This window comes from Methanocella paludicola SANAE, from assembly GCF_000011005.1.
GTDB lineage: Archaea > Halobacteriota > Methanocellia > Methanocellales > Methanocellaceae > Methanocella > Methanocella paludicola.
The window spans coordinates 2,337,033-2,353,539 of sequence record NC_013665.1 but is presented as its reverse complement, the minus strand read 5'-3'; the positions used below and the strand labels follow the sequence as shown (position 1 = coordinate 2,353,539).

The following is a 16,507-nucleotide window of genomic DNA, read 5'->3' as shown; positions in this document are numbered from 1 at the left end:
GTTTTCCCCGATTCTATAAAGTTGATATAGGTATAAGGATAAGCTGTTAGTATCCGAGGAACATTCTAATGCACGTGGAACATGTCGATGGAAAGAATAACGGGACCGTTATGCTTTATGCGCTGAGCACCTGCGTCTGGTGCAAGATGACCAAGAAGCTGATCACCGGGCTGGGCGTGGCCTTCGATTATATGTTCGTCGACCTGCTCCAGGGCGCCGAGCAGGAAGAGGCCATAGCGGAGATCAAGAAGGTTAACCCGTCCTGCTCTTTCCCGACGCTCGTCGTGAACGGGCAGTGCATCGTGGGCTACCAGGAAGCGAAGATCCGTGAGGCCCTTAAATGAGTGACGTGGACTCGCTTTATGAGAAGCTTAGACATGATGCGGAGCGCCGGGGCTACCGGCTGAACCCGGATGAGGCCTTCGTGAAGGCCCTGATCGAGGGGCTTGTCGCTAACGCTGCGAGATACGGGTACGAGTCGTGCCCTTGCCGCCTTGCTGCTGGAAAAAAAGATGCCGACCTGGACATCATCTGTCCCTGCGACTACCGGGATTCGGACATTAACAATTATGGCGCCTGCTATTGTGGATTGTATGTATCTGAAAAGGTCTATAAGGGAGAGCAGGCGCTGAGTTCCATACCCGAGAGCCGGGTTCCCGCCGAGCTGCGCGTTAAGGCAGATGGCGGCGGCGCTGCTGTCTTTGGCGGCAACTCGTACCCGGTATGGCGGTGTAAGGTATGCGGTTATCTATGTGCAAGGGATTCGCCCCCTGATAAGTGCCCCATCTGCAACGTAGGAAAGGAGCGCTTCGAGCGCTTTAGCTGATATCCGGCACACTATCTTAAATAATATAAAAAATAAATTATTTTTTATATGCCGGCTGAGACAGTCATCTTTACGCACGGCGATTGCGACGGCATCTGCAGCGGAGCCCTGGCCCTGGCCGCCCACGAGGGCGCGCCCGTATTCTTTTCGAACCCGGTCTCGATACTCGACGACCTGGACGAGGCGAAAGACGCCGACCGCATTGTCGTATGTGACATCGCCATCAACCTGCCCCGCGCGCGGGATATTAAAAACAAGGTCACAAAGCTCTCAAAAAAGGCGGAAGTGATCTATATAGATCACCATCCTAAGCCTCCCCGGTTTAACGTGAGCTGGCTGGTCCATGACACGAACTCGTGTGCGGCTCAGCTTACGTATGAGCGTTTCCGGAAGTCGCTCGACCCGGACATGAGCCGGGTGGCCATCTACGGCGCCATCGGCGACTACAAGGACCAGACCCCGCTCGCCATGGAATTGCTGAAGACCTGGGACAGCCGGAGCCTGTACTATGAGGCGGGCACGATCGCCCAGGGCATCGCCATAGGCCGCAAGGACTACGACCACAAGCGGGATATCGTTCAGCTACTCTCGAAGAACGTGCTCCCTTCCCAGATACCGTCACTGGCAAAGAACGCGATCAAGGCCTCCCTTATGGAGGAGGAGCTTCGGCTGCGCATTGAGAAAAGCGTTGTGAGGCTGAATAGCGTCTCGTACGTCATCGACATGGATGGCTTCATCTCCAAGGCGGCCATCTACGCTCACATTTATGGCGGCACGTGCGTGGGCGTGGCCGCCGAATACCTGAAGAGCAAGGACGTTTATGACGTCAGCATCCGGGCAAAGGGGGACTGCAACCTCAACGTGCTCGTCGATATGGCCGCCCGGCGCTGCGGCGGGACCGGCGGCGGCCATCCCATGGCCGCGGGCGGGCGCATACCTGCCGCCTGCATCATGGACTTCATCAACGACCTGGATGCAATGCTTGGCTCTCGAAAAAAATGAGTTATTGCTATTATGCTTAACTGCCTGGTTTCTAAGTCACTAAGTGTACAGAGGCACTATTTTCACCACAATGGCACGAAGTGCACTGAGTACCACAGAGTTATTTTTAGATGGAGGTCACAAAGGCCACAGAGGATGCTTTTTGGGTCAAGAGGCACAAAGGGTACAATGACACGATGGCTCTGTCCCTATTTTGCTGTAATTTGTTTTTATTTGGTTAATATTTTTAGCCCTGTATTCTCAATTTATTGTTTGGAGAACAAAATATGAGGAATACAAGGCCATACAGTGATACGAAGTACGCGTTGAAATATATTAGGGCAGACTCGGATGCTATGAAGAATCTTATCAGGGATCTTCTTAATAGTATTCTTGAGGAAGAGGCGTGTGAGCAGGCCGGGGCTATGCATTATGAGCGGGCGGAGGGAAGGAGGGCTCGTCGTAATGGGTATAAGTCTCGTGGATTGGTGACTCGTTATGGTAAGGTGGAGTTGGAGAAGCCTCAGCTTCGTGAGGTGCCTTTTGAGACCTGTCTGTTCGACCGGTACAGCAGGGCTGAAAAGGCGGTGGTGAATGTCATTAGCGAATCCTATCTTCAGGGCGTCAGCACGCGGAAAATGAGGAAGGTATTACAGACTCTTGGTGTTGAGGTGAGTAAAAGCAGTGTAAGCAGAATAAGTGAGGAATTGGATGATGATGTGAGACATTTCCTCGCGAGGCCTCTTGGAGGTACTCCGTACTTGTTCGTTGATGCCACCTACATCAAGGTGAGAGATAATGGGATGTACGTCTCGAAGCCCGTGTTCATCGCCATGGGCGTCAATCAGGATGGGTACAAGGAGATACTTGACTCGAGGATCATGGACCGGGAGGATGAGGACTGGTGGACCGTGTTCTTTGATGATCTCAAGAAACGGGGGCTCACAGGCATAAAAATGGTTATCAGCGACGGGCATAAGGGGATTAAAAAGGCTGTTGAGCAGTGTTTTCTGGGTGCCAGCTGGCAGTTGTGTCACGTACACTTCAGAAGAAGCGTGATAAAGACCGTACCAGCGAAACAGAGAGGCGAGATCAACCAATTACTGAAAGATCACATGGAATCTCCTAACCTTTTGGCCAACCTGGCCGAAGATCTCGAAGCCCGTGGTTTTGACAAGGCCAGCAGCCTGATCGATAAAAACCTGCCTTGCCTCTATAACTACCTGGCATTTCCCCCACACCAATGGATAAAACTACGAACGACCAACACCCTGGAGAACGTGAACAGTCTCATAAAACGAAGAACCAGGCCCATCGGAGCATTTCCAAGCAACCAATCCGCGTTACGAGTCATCGTAAACATCCTGATGGACGTGAACGAGGAATATGCAGTAGACAAAAAACATATAGACCTGGAACGCAATGACTAGAATAACGAATACAAGGGCTAAAACCAAAATTACAGAAAATACGGGACACTGCCCACGATGGCAAAAAGTGAGTTGTTCATTTCATTGTGCCATTGTATCCTTTGTGCCCTATCGCCAATGAACCGGTCTTTGTGGCCTCTGTCCCTTACATTTAAAAAAATCTTTGTGAGCCTTCGTGAACTCCGTGCCATTGTGGTGAAAATAGTGACTCTGTTAGCTTAGTGCCTCAAGCGGAACAATTAACGCTTATATATCATCCGTAAAAGACCGAACTCTTACGCTCGTACGTATCCACGTTATCGCCGGTGATGACACAGTAGATCTGCGTCCTCTCGCCCGAGTACACAGTAAGCGTCGCATTGACGGTGCCCGAATGGCCAGCGCCGTACTCGCCGATGGAAATGACCTTATCATGCGCCCATATCCTGCCCTGGCCCCTGTCCAGCGCTAAAGCATAGAAGTGGGCGGACAGGTTAGAGGCCGTGCCGGGGCCGCTATTTTTCAGCCTCAGGGAGACCAGGTAGTTCGAATCGTAGCCCGAGGCGCCGGCCGGTATAACGTCCATCGCAGCCTCCAGGGCGGGGCTCTTCGACATGGGAAGGATAACGGGCGTCTGGCCCTCCAGGTCACCCGGGATGTCGCCTATATCCCAGTTCGGGCCCGAGGTCTCCGCATAATAGTACTTCGTGCCGCCGTACTCATAGTATGCGCCCTCAAGGCCTCCGCCGCCTTTAATGCCCAGGGCCATGTGGGACGGGAACTTCAGGAGCACTACGTCGTAGCCCATCTCGTGGAGCATGGCAGCCCCCAGAATGGCCTTATCTTTACAGTCGCCCTTTTCATCGACAAGCGTTTCGAGGGGATAGCGAGTATAATCGCTGCCAGTGTCTTCCACGTAATCGATCGATTGTACGAACTTGAGCACGTTCTGCACGTCATCCAGCCCTGTATAGCCGTTCGCCTGGCCGTTATTTTTTATCTGTGCTGTGATGTCGTCCAGGAAGGGCCTATCCTCGCCGGTCAGCGCATAATCGGCGTAGTTCTGGCTCGTGCCGCGGGGCTTGTTCTGGTAAAACTCGTAAATGGTCTTCGAGATGTTCGCGCCGAGCCTCCATTCGACGTCCTTGTACTCCCAGGTATAGTGCCTCTGGAGCCACTCCTCGCTCTCCGGGACTGGCCCGGACGCAGCTATCGTGCCCGACGACAAAGTCCCTGGCGTTACTGACGGCGCGGTCGGGGCGACCGTAACGGCAACGACGGTCGGCGAACCCGAAGTGAGGTTGCCAGGGTTGATACAGCCGGCCGACATGATCACGATCGTAACGATCGAGAGCGCCTTCGTCCAGGATACCATGAGCGTTGCCACCAAAAGCCATTAACGTGCATATGGCAAATATTTTCCGGCAACATTTAATATGCCGGCGGCCATACAATACAGGCATGCGCTATAATGTTTTTGCCTTACTCCTCATCGTAATGCTCGTAGCGGCCGGGGCAGGCTGCATCTCGCAAACCGTGCAGCCCCCCCAGGACGCCATGGACGCTGCCAACGCGACGGCCGACAAGATGTTCCCGGCGCTCAACAGCGGCGAATATATCGTGTTCACGCAGAACTTCAGCCCCTCCATGAAGGCGGCCATGAACGAGAGCTACTTCAACAAGATGATCGGCCAGATGTCCGGCCAGTATGGGCGGTACATATCCCGGTCGCCCACGCCTCAGGCGTCAGTGGTAGGCGATTATAACGTGTTCGTGTACCAGTGCCAGTTCGAGAAGACAAAGCTGAACGTGCAGCTGACCATGAATAAGACCGACGTGTGGAAAGTCGAAGGGTTCTTCTACCGGTAATCGCCTATTTTTAATTATGTCTGAAAAGCGAGTGTTCACAACGGAGCAGGCGAAAAAGATCGGCGAGAAGCTGGGCATCAAGTGGGATAAGTACGACGTCGAGCAGTTCCGCATGGGTATGGACGTGGAGCTCGAGCACGGCAAACGCGACCCCCATACGAACGTCACTGACGACGACCCGCTGACCACAGGCAAGATCGCCCTCGCCCACCTCAACGAGTTCCCCGACTATTATACCCGCCTCGAAAAGATGGAAGAAGAGGCGGACGCGTACTGGGCAGGGCGTAAGAAGTAACTTTTTTTATCAGGCCATTTTTTAATAATTTTATATTATCGTATAATAAACCTTTATTTCCCTTTTCAGCCACATATAACTCGATATTTTATAAATTATTCCTTATACTCCCCTGAATTATAATTCTGCCTGGCTAATAGCTATCTTACAAATAATTGAATAATACGAATGTACACTTAATTAACCCTTATAGGATAAAAAATTAAAATTTGTGGACAAACAACCGCAAATTATATGTATAAATGGCCCTTAATGTATAATTGCAGGAGAGTGCTTAATAAGAAGGATCGCCTGCAAAAGGAGGTTAAGGAAATGGATATGAATGACTGGCTTGAAGACTCGAACAATGAGAACAAGGAATTGAAGCTCGTCGCCATCGAAATGCTGGGGCTTACGGGCGATGTGAACGTGATCGAACCCCTCGCCGGGCATCTCCGCACTGGCGATGAGGAAGTAAGGGCGAGTGCCGCAGAGGCGCTCGGCATGCTCAACGACCCGCGGGCCGCCGCATTTCTGGCCGGCGCGCTGGAGGACTGCTGCCCGGACGTCAGGAAGTGCGCCGCCTGCGCACTCGGTAAGATCAAGGACCCCGGCTCCGCTCCGGCGCTCGAGAAGGCCCTGAAAGACCCGGACTTCAACGTCAGGTGGAGAGCGGCGGAAGCCCTCACCTCGATGGGCATCAAGACCTTCAAATAACGATTATCGGCACTCCTCCTAAAGTTTGGGGGGCGTAGGGCATATACAAGGACCTCGACCCATAAATACCGCCTCAAGCTGAATGTACAGCTTCGTAATGATGGGCAACAGGTTGGACGTATATGGAATGAGCGGCGTGCGAGGGAGACCGATGAGCGCGCTGTAAAAACGCATGTAGAGGAAAAAGTTTTTTGTATTGTAATTAATAAAATATAATAGCTTACAGTGGATGGGCATACGGGGGCATCGCTCATCCGGCGACTTTTGGGAGGTATACGATGAGGCCGATCAACGGTAAATACTGGACGGGGTGGCGTCCGGACTATCCTGACTTCAGGGATTATACCCTGACCACCGACAAGGTAAAGCCGATCTATAGCAAGGCGGGCGTCCTTAAGGCTGAAGAAAGCACGCTGCCAGATGCAGTAGACCTGAGAAAATGGTGCCCGCCCATCGAGGACCAGGGCCAACTGGGCTCGTGCACGGCGAACGCCGGCGTGGGCATGGTCGAATACTTCGAGCGCAAGGCGTTCGGGAAGCACATCGATGCCTCCCGGCTGTTCCTGTATAAGGCGACTCGTACGCTCATGCATGAGTCGGGCGATACCGGAGCGTATTTACGCACCACCATGGGCGCGCTGGCGCTTTTCGGGGCCCCTCCGGAAGAGTACTGGCCCTATGATGTGAAGAAGTTCGACGACGAGCCGCCTACGTTCTGTTATGCGTTCGCCCAGAACTACCAGTCACTCAAGTACGTCCGCCTGGACCCGGCCAACAAGGCGGCAAAGGACGTGCTCTCGCAGATCAAGGCCAGCCTGGCGGCGAGCCTTCCGGCAATGTTCGGCTTTACCGTGTACAGCTCCATCTCGCAGGCCGATAAGGACGGCAAGATCCCGTACCCGTCGAAGGGCGAGAGGATCGAGGGCGGTCACGCCATCATGGCGGTCGGCCACGATGACCGCATGAAAATTAAGAACGAGGCCGACGGCAAGCAGACGACCGGCGCCTTCCTGATACGGAACTCCTGGGGCACCGGGTGGGGCGATAAAGGCTATGGGTGGCTGCCATACGAGTACGTGCTCAAGGGTCTGGCCCAGGACTGGTGGACGCTCATCGACTCGAAGTGGGTCGATACCGGGGAGTTCAAGATCTAACGTTGGTCCCCGCTTTTTATTTTTGAAAAAATGCATGCCGGGTCAGGCGCTTTTAGATCGCCATATTCGTGGTAAGCCCGAGCCCTGCACCCGCCCGTGCACTTTCTTAATGCATGTTTACAGTTTTTGCACTCCCCGCCCATATCTCTTTTATGTAATGGCCGCAGAGACTTAAGGAAGCTGGCGTCGTCCCATATTTCCTCTAAAGACACATCCCTGATATTCCCCAGCGGATACTCATGTAAAAAAGGGCATGGATATACCGTGCCTCCGGCCCCAATGCTCAGCGTGTCATAGCCCACGCCGCATCCCATATATTTTGCCGGCCTCATCTCCGGCAATGAGGGCTCAAAAAGGAAAGTAAATCCGATGTCGGTGGATATAGTTATTATACCGGCAAGCTCCCGGGCCCGCGTATGTATCGTTTGATACAGGCGATAATAATCCTCGCCATCGAGCTTTAGCCCCTGATTATCAAGCCCCCTTCCGACCGGCACGAAGGGATTTATGGTAATACCATTGCAATGGAGCCTCACCGCGAGGTCGATGACGGCGTTCAGGCCGCTCAAATTCTGGCGCGTAACCGTCGTCGTGATATTAGTAGGTATACCTTTTTTTATGAGACGTTCTATCGTGCCGCAGGCTGCTTTATACGTGCCTTTTTTACCCCTGAAGCGGTCATGAGATCCGCCTATACCGTCGATGCTCACCTGTATGCTGGATAATCTCAACGACAATAATTCATCGACGGCATCATCGTCGATCAGCGTGCCGTTCGTATCGACTTTTACCATCATGTTCTTCGTCGAGATATGGCGGAGCAATTCGAGGATATCCGGGCGAAGGAACGGCTCGCCGCCCGTTATTATTAGATAAAAGACCTTCATGTCTGCCAGCCTGTCGATGAGCGCAAAAGCCTCCTGCGAATCCAGCTCGTCATTATCCTTACTGCCGGACGATGTTACACAGTGGAGGCAGCGGAGGTTGCAGGCATGGGTCACTTCCCAGAAGACCTGCCTCGGCGCCGAAAGGGCCGGTACCATTTTATTAAATTCCCGGTTCTGCCTGGCCAGGATATAGGATAGAAGCTTATGGCCGGGAGGCGAAATGGCCAGCGCCCGGGAAAGCTTATCCATTGTCTCCTGGACACAGGCTCTGGAGTCATCCTCGTCCTTCCCGGAATGCTTGATCACGGCCCTGGTTATTTGATCTATCGTATGACGGCCGTCACATAATGAAGCGATTAACGTTTCATCCTGACTTAGCTCGATCTCAATGCCCGAAAAAGAGTTAAAAAGGAGGGCTCCAGTGCCCTCCGGCCGGATCGTAACAAAAGGATAGACTAACGGCTTATTGCAGTCGACTTCTTTTTTATGTGACGCAATGCTCCCCGTCCGTCTATTTAGATTTCTTTGCCCGGCTTACCTTTTTATTAATTTTAGTCTTCGCGGCTGGACCTACAATGCTACCTTTCTTAGAGGCCGGCGAAACAGCCAGCGAGACATACCCTAAATATTTATTCAGCATATCCATCAGCGCATTATATACCAGCGGCTCAGACGTCTCAAGCTCTTTCACCTTTCGGCATAGGGCCAATGCCTCTATAACCTCATCCAGCGACTTATCGTTATCTACTAAAAAGTCAAAGATACCAACCGCAACATCTTTAGGCAAGCCTAATGCGGCACCATCCATCGGTGGGCAAGTTATACTCATACAATTTCACCAATCCTTTTATCTTATCTCAGGTTCATGGCAGGATTTCTATACACGACTCGAAGATAATTAATGGACAATAAGCGCTTGAAATTAATAAATATTCCCTATAAGATTATTTTTTCAAAATTAAACTAATTTTATCTGTCATAAATACATTTAATTACTTTATAAGCAATTATTTAATATTCCGATTACCAGCCGTTAAGGGGGTATACGCATGGCCGGACTTGACTTTGCATCCTGTATAACGTGTAAAATGCATAAGCAGCTTTTGGATATCTATAAGCCCTACGTGATAAACAGGCAGCTCATTAATATTTTCGCGAAGAGCTATGCCAAGCTTTCCAGTTACCAGAACATCACGACTATGAAAATACCCGTCGTCGTCCACGTGGTATATCAAAAAGGCCATGAAGAACAGTACATTTCGGATGACCAGATCCGGAAGCAGATCGAGATCTTGAACCGGGATTTCCACAAGCTGAACGCGGACCTGCAGTACGTGAGGAACCTCGTGCCCGACTATTTTAACCTGGCAGCAAATACTCTCATCGAGTTCCGGCTGGCGGAAAGAGACCCGGAATGCCGGTCGTCGAAGTCCGGCCTCACGGGCGTCACGAGAACGGAGACGTCCGTCGATGGATTCACGCCTCCCGATTTCTGGTCGCACGACCCGCACCACCCTCAGTTCGACCCTCATACGGATACCGTTAAGCACGCGGCCACAGGCGGCCATGACCCATGGCCGCCCGAGAGTTACCTGAACATATGGGTATGTAAGCTGAATCCCTACCCGTATACGGACGACGGCCGGACCGTGTGGTTTGAGATCTACGGCTATGGCTCATTTCCCGGGTGGCCCCGGGAATGCGATGGCATCGTGATGGATTACCGTAGTTTTGGTAACAAGCCCGGCACGGTCCGGCCCCGGACCAATGGCGGCCGGAGGCTGGTGCACGAGGTCGGCCACTGGCTCAACCTGTACCATGTCGCGGGCGACCTCCTGGACAATGATGACCCCTGTAAGGATTCCGATGCCGCGGAAAGTTTTGTGGACGATACGCCCAATCAAAAATACCAGAATAGCTATTGCCCTTTTAACGGCTTCGACCCGGCCACAAGCTGCAACGGCCAGTCCATCAATGGGAAGTGCAGATTTTTCACGAGTATCAATTGTGACCTTAATGCTGGCGACTATCGATGCCCCATCAGCCTGAAATACCGGGACCCTGAATACTGGGTCTCGTGTACCGAGTCGGCGAACGGGGCCTGCAGCGCATATCCCTACCGGTCCTGCCCCGGGGGGAGCCCGGAGACCGGGGACATGTTCATGAACTACATGGACTCCACACAGGACTGCTGTGCCGTAATGTTCACCGCCGGCCAGGCTAAGGCAATGGAGGCGACGCTGCGAGGTACGAGGGGTACCATCCTGGACTCGCTCGGCGCATATCCTCCGCCCGGCGCAGGCCCTGTCGCGGACCCCAGCATAAGCCATTCACCGGATGACATCGGGGATGAGCCGGATTCAAGGTCAAAGCTCCTGCACGTGAGCGAGGATATCTGGGTCAACGCCGGAGAATATTTTGCCGACGACGGCCGCCCGATGGTCCTGGACCATGAAAACCCCGTGCATGGGCAGTTGAATATCGTGTACGTCCGCGTTCGAAACCGCGGCTGTATGCCGACGAAGGGGGGCGTTGTCAAGCTTTACTGGGCTAAGGCATCGACGGGACTGGGCTGGCCTGCCCCGTGGGACGGATCGGTCACCTCGCCCTTGATGGGCGGCAGGATCGAGCCCGTGGACGGGAAGCCTATCGGCGTTATAGAACCGGGCCATTCCATTATCATACCTTTTAACTGGTATCCTCCGAACCCGCAGGATTACAGTGCCATGGGCGCAGACCGGACCCATTTCTGCCTGCTCGCGCGCATCGAGACGGAAACAGTTCACCCGTACGGCATGACGACGCCCGAAGGCTCGAGCCTCTGGGATAATCTGAGGAACAACAATAACATCGCAATGCGGAATATCACGATCGCCGAAAAAGTCAATGGCATATGGCACGGGCATGTGACCATTAACAAGGTATTTAAAAAACACTTGCCAAAGATACACAAAAAACCGGAGAAAATAATATTTAAAAAGAAGCCTCCGGAGTCCATCAAGCTATTTTTCATAGCGCCGGTCAACGAGCAGATCGCATTATCCGGGCTCTTTCCCGCATCCATCTTTAAATGGGGCACCGTGGGCCTTGACATCGATAAGGAAATCTTCCAGAACTGGAAGGATCATGACGGTAAAAGCGACGGCCTAACTATCGTCGACGACGGCAAATTTACCATACTGCATTCCGGCGCATGGATCGAGCTTCCGGTCGATCTCGCAATGTACTATACGATATCGTTCACATTTACTCCCCAGCCGGGCCAGGATTTACGCCATAGTGTATTAACGTTCGATATTGTCCAGAAGGAACTTGTTTCCGGGTCATATCAGACCGTCGGAGGCCAGAGGTTCGTCGTAAGGACTCCGGAGTAGTTTTTTATGAACGATGAGTTTAAGCCCCGAATCGCCAATTGTTCATTATCCATATGACGGAGGAACGGATCAAGGGCATATCCCCGAAAAAACGCATCTTCCTGAGCTACGGCCGTGACGAGCACGTATCTTTCGCCCTCCGCCTGAAAAACGACCTTATCGCCCGGAGGTACGACGTATGGTTCGACGCCGACCGCATCAAGCCCGGCGCGGACTGGGAACAGTATATCGAGGACGGGCTGGCGTGGGCCTCCGAGTCCCCGGATGGGCAGCTCATACTTCTAATGACGCCCCACTCCGTCCGCCGCCCGGACGGCTTTTGCCTTAACGAGCTGGCGAGGGCCATCCAGCTGAACATGAAGGTCATACCGGTCATGCTGTCCTGGTGCGAGCCTCCGCTGAGCATCTGCCGGATCCAGTGGCTCGACATGCAGGACTGCCTCCCTGTCGACCGGAGCCCCGGGCCGTACGAGGAGAAGCTAAAGGCTCTTCTGGAGGTGATCGAGCACGGGACGGAGAGCGTCGCAGGCGCCCAGGCAAGGCTGGCCGGCGCCCTGAAGCCGCTGTCCTTCGATTCGGAGATCAAATACAACCTTCATCGTTTCATCGGGCGCACCTGGGTCACGGAAGCCATCGAAGAATGGCTTAACGATAGTGATGCCCAGCGCGTGTTCTGGATCACCGGACGCCCCGGCGTGGGCAAGACCTCTATATCAGCGTGGCTTTGCGCCAACTGGCGGGAGGTCGCAGCGTTCCACTTCTGCCGCCACGATAACGTGCAGAAGATCGATCCACGAAGGTGCATCATGTCGCTCGCGTACCAGCTCAGCACACAGCTTCCCGAATATGAGCGGCGCCTTGCGAGGATGAGCCTGGAGGACCTCTCCGGATTGAACGCCCGCGCGCTCTTCGATAAGCTCATCGTGCAGCCCCTGTCCCGTGACTTCCCCCGGCCACGGCAGGCTATGGTCATCGTGATCGACGCGCTCGACGAGGCGACGGTCGACGGGAAGAACGACCTCGCCGGATTTATCGCGTCAGAGCTGGAGCGCACGCCGCAATGGCTCCGGCTCATCGTCACGAGCCGGCCGGAGCCGGAAGTCGCGGGGGCGCTGCAGGCGTACAGGCAGTTCGCCATCGAAACGGGCGATGTCCGGAACGAGGATGACGTAGAAGAGTTTCTTGCACGGGAGTTGGGCGAGGGCGTGCCGGCCGATACCATAAAAAAGGTCGCAGCTAAGTGTAACGGGCTTTTTATCTATGCCGAATGGGTCGTAAAAGAAATAAAATACGGGCGGCTATCGCTTGATAATATCGACGACTTCCCGAAGGGGCTCGGGGGAATTTACCTTCGGTTCTTCGAGCGCCAGTTCCCCGACATCAGGGCGTGGGAAGCCCGCATCCGGCCCGTGCTCGAGATCATGGCCGCCTCGTTCGAGCCCCTGAGCCTGCGATCGATCGCGGCAATATTCAAGTGGAACGTGCACGAAGAGCGCGAGCTCAAGCTATCCCTGGGATCGCTCTTTATCGCGAACAGTGACGGCGTCCGGCCGTTCCATGCCTCGGTCATGGAATGGCTCACGGACGAAAAGAAGGACGACCGGTATTTTGTGAGTGCCGGCGAGGGCCACAGGATACTGGGGACATATTTGCTGGAGCATTACAAAAAAGGGAAGCCTGCCTGGAACCGCCCGATGATGAAATATCTGCCCATGCACCTGTGCCTGGCCGATATGGCCTATGAGGCCGAAGAAGTCCTGAGGAACATGGATTTCGTCAGCCGCGAATGGTCGCTGGACAGGTTCAACGTCATGCGGTGGTGGGCCGTCGCCGAAGAGCACGATGGCCTGTACATGACCGATATGTTAAAGGGGATGATCGAGAACCCGCCGGGCTATGATGAAAGGCGCCTTGAGGTCGCGGCGAGTATGCTGATGAGCTCGTTCAGGGTCGCGGAATCCTGCAGGATTTACGAGCACCTGGCCGACCGGTATCGCAGTGCCGGCAGGCACGACGAGCTAAGGGAGGTCCTTAGTAAGCAGGTATCGCTCCTCGTGACGATGTCCGACCATGAGCGCGCGGTCCCCCTGCTGGAAGAGCTGGAGCGTAAGTGCCGTGAAAGCGGTGACCTGGGCTGCCTGCAGCAAGCCCTGCAGTCCCGGGCGGAATACCTCTGGACGCGCAACGAGTTCGACGAGGCCCTGTCGATACTCCGGGAGCAGGAGCGTATCTGCCGGGAGACGGACAATTACGAGGGCCTCTGCGCCTGCCTGAACGAGCAGAGCACGATCCAGCGCGTGAAGGGCAACGTCGGCGCAGGCATGGCCCTGCTGAAGGAGCAGGAGGGCATCTGCCGGAGTATCGGTAACATCGACGGGGTTAAGGAATCCCTGTCGAATCAGGGCATTGTCATGAAAGCCTTAGGCGAACTGGATGCCGCAGTCAAGCTCTTTAAAGAGGTTGAGGCCCTGTCCAGAAAAACGAACGATAAGAAGCTTTTATGTGAATCGATGATAGGCATATCGACGATAGACATATGGCGTGGAGAGTACGACAGGGCACTTGAAGCGCTTAAAAAGGCCGAGATGTTGTGCAGGGAGCTGAATTATAAATGGTACCTGTGGGACGTTCTCTATGAGCAGTCATTATGTTTACGCCAAAAGGGCGACCTCGATGCAGCCGGGCGTATCGTCGGGGAAGCTATGCAGATATGCCGTGATATCGACAATCCTTTTGGCATCCAGTTTTGCATGGGCCAGCAGGCCGCCATACTTCGCCTCCGGGGAGACCTGGACGGCGCTCTGGCAGTCCACCGGGAGCAGGAGCGTATCTGCCGGGAGATCGGCCATAAGCGTGACCTTGCCGTGTCCCTGAATAACCAGGCCATTATTTTACGTATGGGGGGCGCCGTTGACGATGCCCTTGCGCTGCATGGCGAGGCAGAGAAGGCGTTCCGGGAGATCGGCTATAAGTACGGCCTGCAGGAGTGCCTGGGCGAGAAAGCTATGGCGTTATCCGCGAAGGGCGACTTCGAGGGGGCGCTCACGGCGCTGAAGGAGCAACGGGCCTATTGTAAGGATATGGCCCTGAAGCCCGATCTTATACGGTGCCTGGAACAAATGAGCGGCGTCCTTCATGCCCTCGAAGACCGTAAAGCCCCGGTCAAAGAGCTTGAGCTCTCCGGCGCGAAAAAGGGGGCTAAATAGCTCTAATGGGGTCAGTGATTGCCGGCTTACGGATCCGGTAGATCTGGAACCCCGCCCGGGCGAGGGCCACAGGCAACCCCCGGATGACATTCCGGTCATACTCCCGGATCTCCTCGCTCAGCTTATCCCAGTGCACTAGGTAGGGGCTCGTCTTCTTTTCGATGTCCTTGGGCCCGGGCGCATATTTCCACCCCTGCCCCAGGCGCTCGTCGCACCAGCGGTCATGCTCGATGACTGCCATCTTTTCAATTTCCTCGCCGGAGAACCTGAAGTCGAGCGCTGCCGGATCGGTCAGTAGCTCGATGCCGCAGCCCATGGCGGCGAGCTTTACGAGCACGTGGTCCGCGTTGTGCCGGTTCGATTCCCTGAGGGTCTCGGGAAGCTTTTCCCATGGGACCATCGAGGGGTTCTTCTCGGGCGTGAAGCCCTGGCTCGCCTGAGACCGTACGTACTCCTCGTGGATGGCCGTCGCGATGGCCTCGCGAGTGCCTCCCATCAGGATCTCCGGCCGGGAGGCCGCCTCCAGCTGGCTGAAAAATCCCAGGCCCTGGAGGCCCTGTTCCTTTCCGATGCGGTCCACGAGCCTGGCCAGGCCTGAACTACGGTTGAGGCAGGCGATCACCGTCGTGCCGGACAGCGCCTTTCGCAGGGCTATGGCAGTCGAGAGCGTTTCACTGTCATTGTCCTGACAAACGTATACGATGCCCGGGTTTCTTTGGGAAAGCACTCCCGAGTGAACAGGCTCCATGTCGTAGGCCATAAAATCGCAGGCGCTATCAAGGAACGGATAATGCATTAATAGGTTCGATATCGTCTTCGTGGCCCTGGAGTCCACCACTATAACGCTTAATCGCCTTCCATTACGGCCTTCGTAAAGAAGCCACTCGGAGGCGACTCTGATCGCCAGGCTTTCGCCGAACTTTCCCAGGCCGACGATGGCTATGCTTGTGCAGCCTTCGCCGAAGGGCCGGTACTCCCTGACCAGTGCCCGCGCCCCATCGTCGTATGAATTGAAAAATTCGAGGCGGAGCCGGTCGCTTGCCTTGCGGTTGAACTCGTAATCGGCCTTGAGGAGATTACACAGCGCCCTATCCACGATGTGGACATAACCGGTGAGGGGCCGGCCCTCTTTTCCTTTAACGAGCTCCCGGGCGGCCAGCGCTACTGCCGCGTTCGCGCTGTCATCGTCCATGGCAGCAATGATATACTTAGCGCGATCTATGCGGGCCCGGCGGATGAGCTCCTCATCGGATGGATCGCCATTCAGGATGACAGCACCCTTATCTTTACATTTCTGGGCCATCTCCCTGCTCAGGTTCTTATCGATGACCGCGACACTGTACCCCATCCTGTAAAACTCGCTGATGAGGCCACCGCTTCTTTCCCCGAGGCCACAGATGATCACGTGGTCCGAGGTTAGCCACCTGAGGATCAGGATGTGCGCCTGCTCATAAAATAAGGCCGTCAGGACCCGGATGGCCGCATAGAGCACGATGAATATGGCCGCCCACCGGGCGATCTCCAGCTCGAGCGGCAGGGGCCCGGCCTGGAGAAAGATGCCACGGAACATCACAATAGTGAGAAAGACCCAGTCCAGGAATGGCCGGGGCTGGTTTATCGTGTTATAATAATCGCCAAAGCCTATCACGCCCATGGCGAATGCGGCAACACCGATGGCGATCATCACGGGGATCTCAAATTCTCTCCAGAAAGGCTTAACCCGGCTACGCCAGAACACCCGTAATTTATTATCCCTCGTGACCATGCTACCCCCGCCAGAGGCTTGTAGAATAAATAATTAATAGCCAGT

14 protein-coding genes are annotated in these 16,507 nt (G+C 54.5%); 10 read left to right on the top strand and 4 right to left on the bottom strand.

Annotation, left to right across the window (positions count from 1 at the left end):
- Positions 1–68: 68 nt before the first annotated feature.
- The 4 genes from MCP_RS12135 to MCP_RS12120 all read left to right on the top strand — a co-directional run bounded on the left by MCP_RS12135 (position 69) and on the right by MCP_RS12120 (position 3,237).
- Complete coding sequence (locus MCP_RS12135) at positions 69–344, top strand: glutaredoxin family protein (RefSeq protein WP_012901144.1); 276 nt, start codon at positions 69–71, stop codon at positions 342–344.
- Complete coding sequence (locus MCP_RS12130) at positions 341–826, top strand: ferredoxin-thioredoxin reductase catalytic domain-containing protein (protein ID WP_012901143.1); 486 nt, start codon at positions 341–343, stop codon at positions 824–826. Before MCP_RS12135 ends, MCP_RS12130 begins: the two co-directional genes overlap by 4 nt.
- Positions 827–874: 48 nt before the next feature.
- Positions 875–1,828 carry a DHHA1 domain-containing protein gene (locus tag MCP_RS12125; RefSeq protein WP_012901142.1) on the top strand — a complete coding sequence of 318 codons (954 nt, stop codon included), beginning with the start codon at positions 875–877 and terminating at the stop codon, positions 1,826–1,828.
- Between the two features lie 266 nt (positions 1,829–2,094).
- Positions 2,095–3,237 (top strand): IS256 family transposase, encoded by a 1,143-nt coding sequence (locus MCP_RS12120; RefSeq protein ID WP_012899904.1) that lies wholly within the window; start codon positions 2,095–2,097, stop codon positions 3,235–3,237.
- Positions 3,238–3,490: 253 nt separating this feature from the next.
- On the opposite strand, the gene MCP_RS12115 is transcribed toward MCP_RS12120, so the two are convergent.
- Positions 3,491–4,591 carry a transglutaminase-like domain-containing protein gene (locus MCP_RS12115; RefSeq protein WP_012901140.1) on the bottom strand — a complete coding sequence of 367 codons (1,101 nt, stop codon included), beginning with the start codon at positions 4,589–4,591 and terminating at the stop codon, positions 3,491–3,493.
- An 86-nt stretch (positions 4,592–4,677) separates the two neighbouring features.
- Between MCP_RS12115 and MCP_RS12110 the strand changes: the two genes are divergently transcribed.
- The 4 genes from MCP_RS12110 to MCP_RS12095 all read left to right on the top strand — a co-directional run bounded on the left by MCP_RS12110 (position 4,678) and on the right by MCP_RS12095 (position 7,230).
- Positions 4,678–5,085: a DUF3887 domain-containing protein gene (locus MCP_RS12110; protein WP_012901139.1), complete on the top strand. Its 408-nt coding sequence runs from the start codon at positions 4,678–4,680 to the stop codon at positions 5,083–5,085.
- Positions 5,086–5,101: 16 nt separating this feature from the next.
- On the top strand, positions 5,102–5,380 hold the full coding sequence (locus MCP_RS12105) for a DUF5661 family protein (protein WP_012901138.1): 279 nt from the start codon (positions 5,102–5,104) through the stop codon (positions 5,378–5,380).
- 312 nt (positions 5,381–5,692) lie between these two features.
- Positions 5,693–6,076, top strand: coding sequence for a HEAT repeat domain-containing protein (locus MCP_RS12100; protein WP_158301491.1), 384 nt, complete (start codon positions 5,693–5,695; stop codon positions 6,074–6,076).
- 278 nt (positions 6,077–6,354) lie between these two features.
- A complete protein-coding gene (locus tag MCP_RS12095; RefSeq protein ID WP_012901135.1) occupies positions 6,355–7,230 on the top strand; it encodes a C1 family peptidase in 876 nt (291 codons plus the stop codon).
- Here MCP_RS12095 and MCP_RS12090 read toward each other — a convergent pair.
- A complete protein-coding gene (locus MCP_RS12090; RefSeq protein WP_012901134.1) occupies positions 7,227–8,423 on the bottom strand; it encodes a radical SAM/SPASM domain-containing protein in 1,197 nt (398 codons plus the stop codon). The genes MCP_RS12095 and MCP_RS12090 overlap by 4 nt on opposite strands.
- Before the next feature lie 205 nt (positions 8,424–8,628).
- On the bottom strand, positions 8,629–8,946 hold the full coding sequence (locus MCP_RS12085; protein ID WP_128860061.1) for a hypothetical protein: 318 nt from the start codon (positions 8,944–8,946) through the stop codon (positions 8,629–8,631).
- Between the two features lie 220 nt (positions 8,947–9,166).
- Here MCP_RS12085 and MCP_RS12080 point away from each other — a divergent pair, with 220 nt between their 5' ends.
- Together MCP_RS12080 and MCP_RS12075 are read left to right on the top strand one after the other, a co-directional pair.
- Positions 9,167–11,491 carry a hypothetical protein gene (locus MCP_RS12080; RefSeq protein WP_012901132.1) on the top strand — a complete coding sequence of 775 codons (2,325 nt, stop codon included), beginning with the start codon at positions 9,167–9,169 and terminating at the stop codon, positions 11,489–11,491.
- Between the two features lie 53 nt (positions 11,492–11,544).
- Positions 11,545–14,697: a TIR domain-containing protein gene (locus MCP_RS12075; protein ID WP_012901131.1), complete on the top strand. Its 3,153-nt coding sequence runs from the start codon at positions 11,545–11,547 to the stop codon at positions 14,695–14,697.
- On the opposite strand, the gene MCP_RS12070 is transcribed toward MCP_RS12075, so the two are convergent.
- The gene (locus MCP_RS12070) at positions 14,690–16,462 is read right to left on the bottom strand and encodes an NAD-binding protein (protein WP_012901130.1); all 1,773 of its coding nucleotides are present in this window, start codon (positions 16,460–16,462) and stop codon (positions 14,690–14,692) included. The two genes, MCP_RS12075 and MCP_RS12070, sit on opposite strands and share 8 nt — an antisense overlap.
- Positions 16,463–16,507 lie beyond the last annotated feature (45 nt).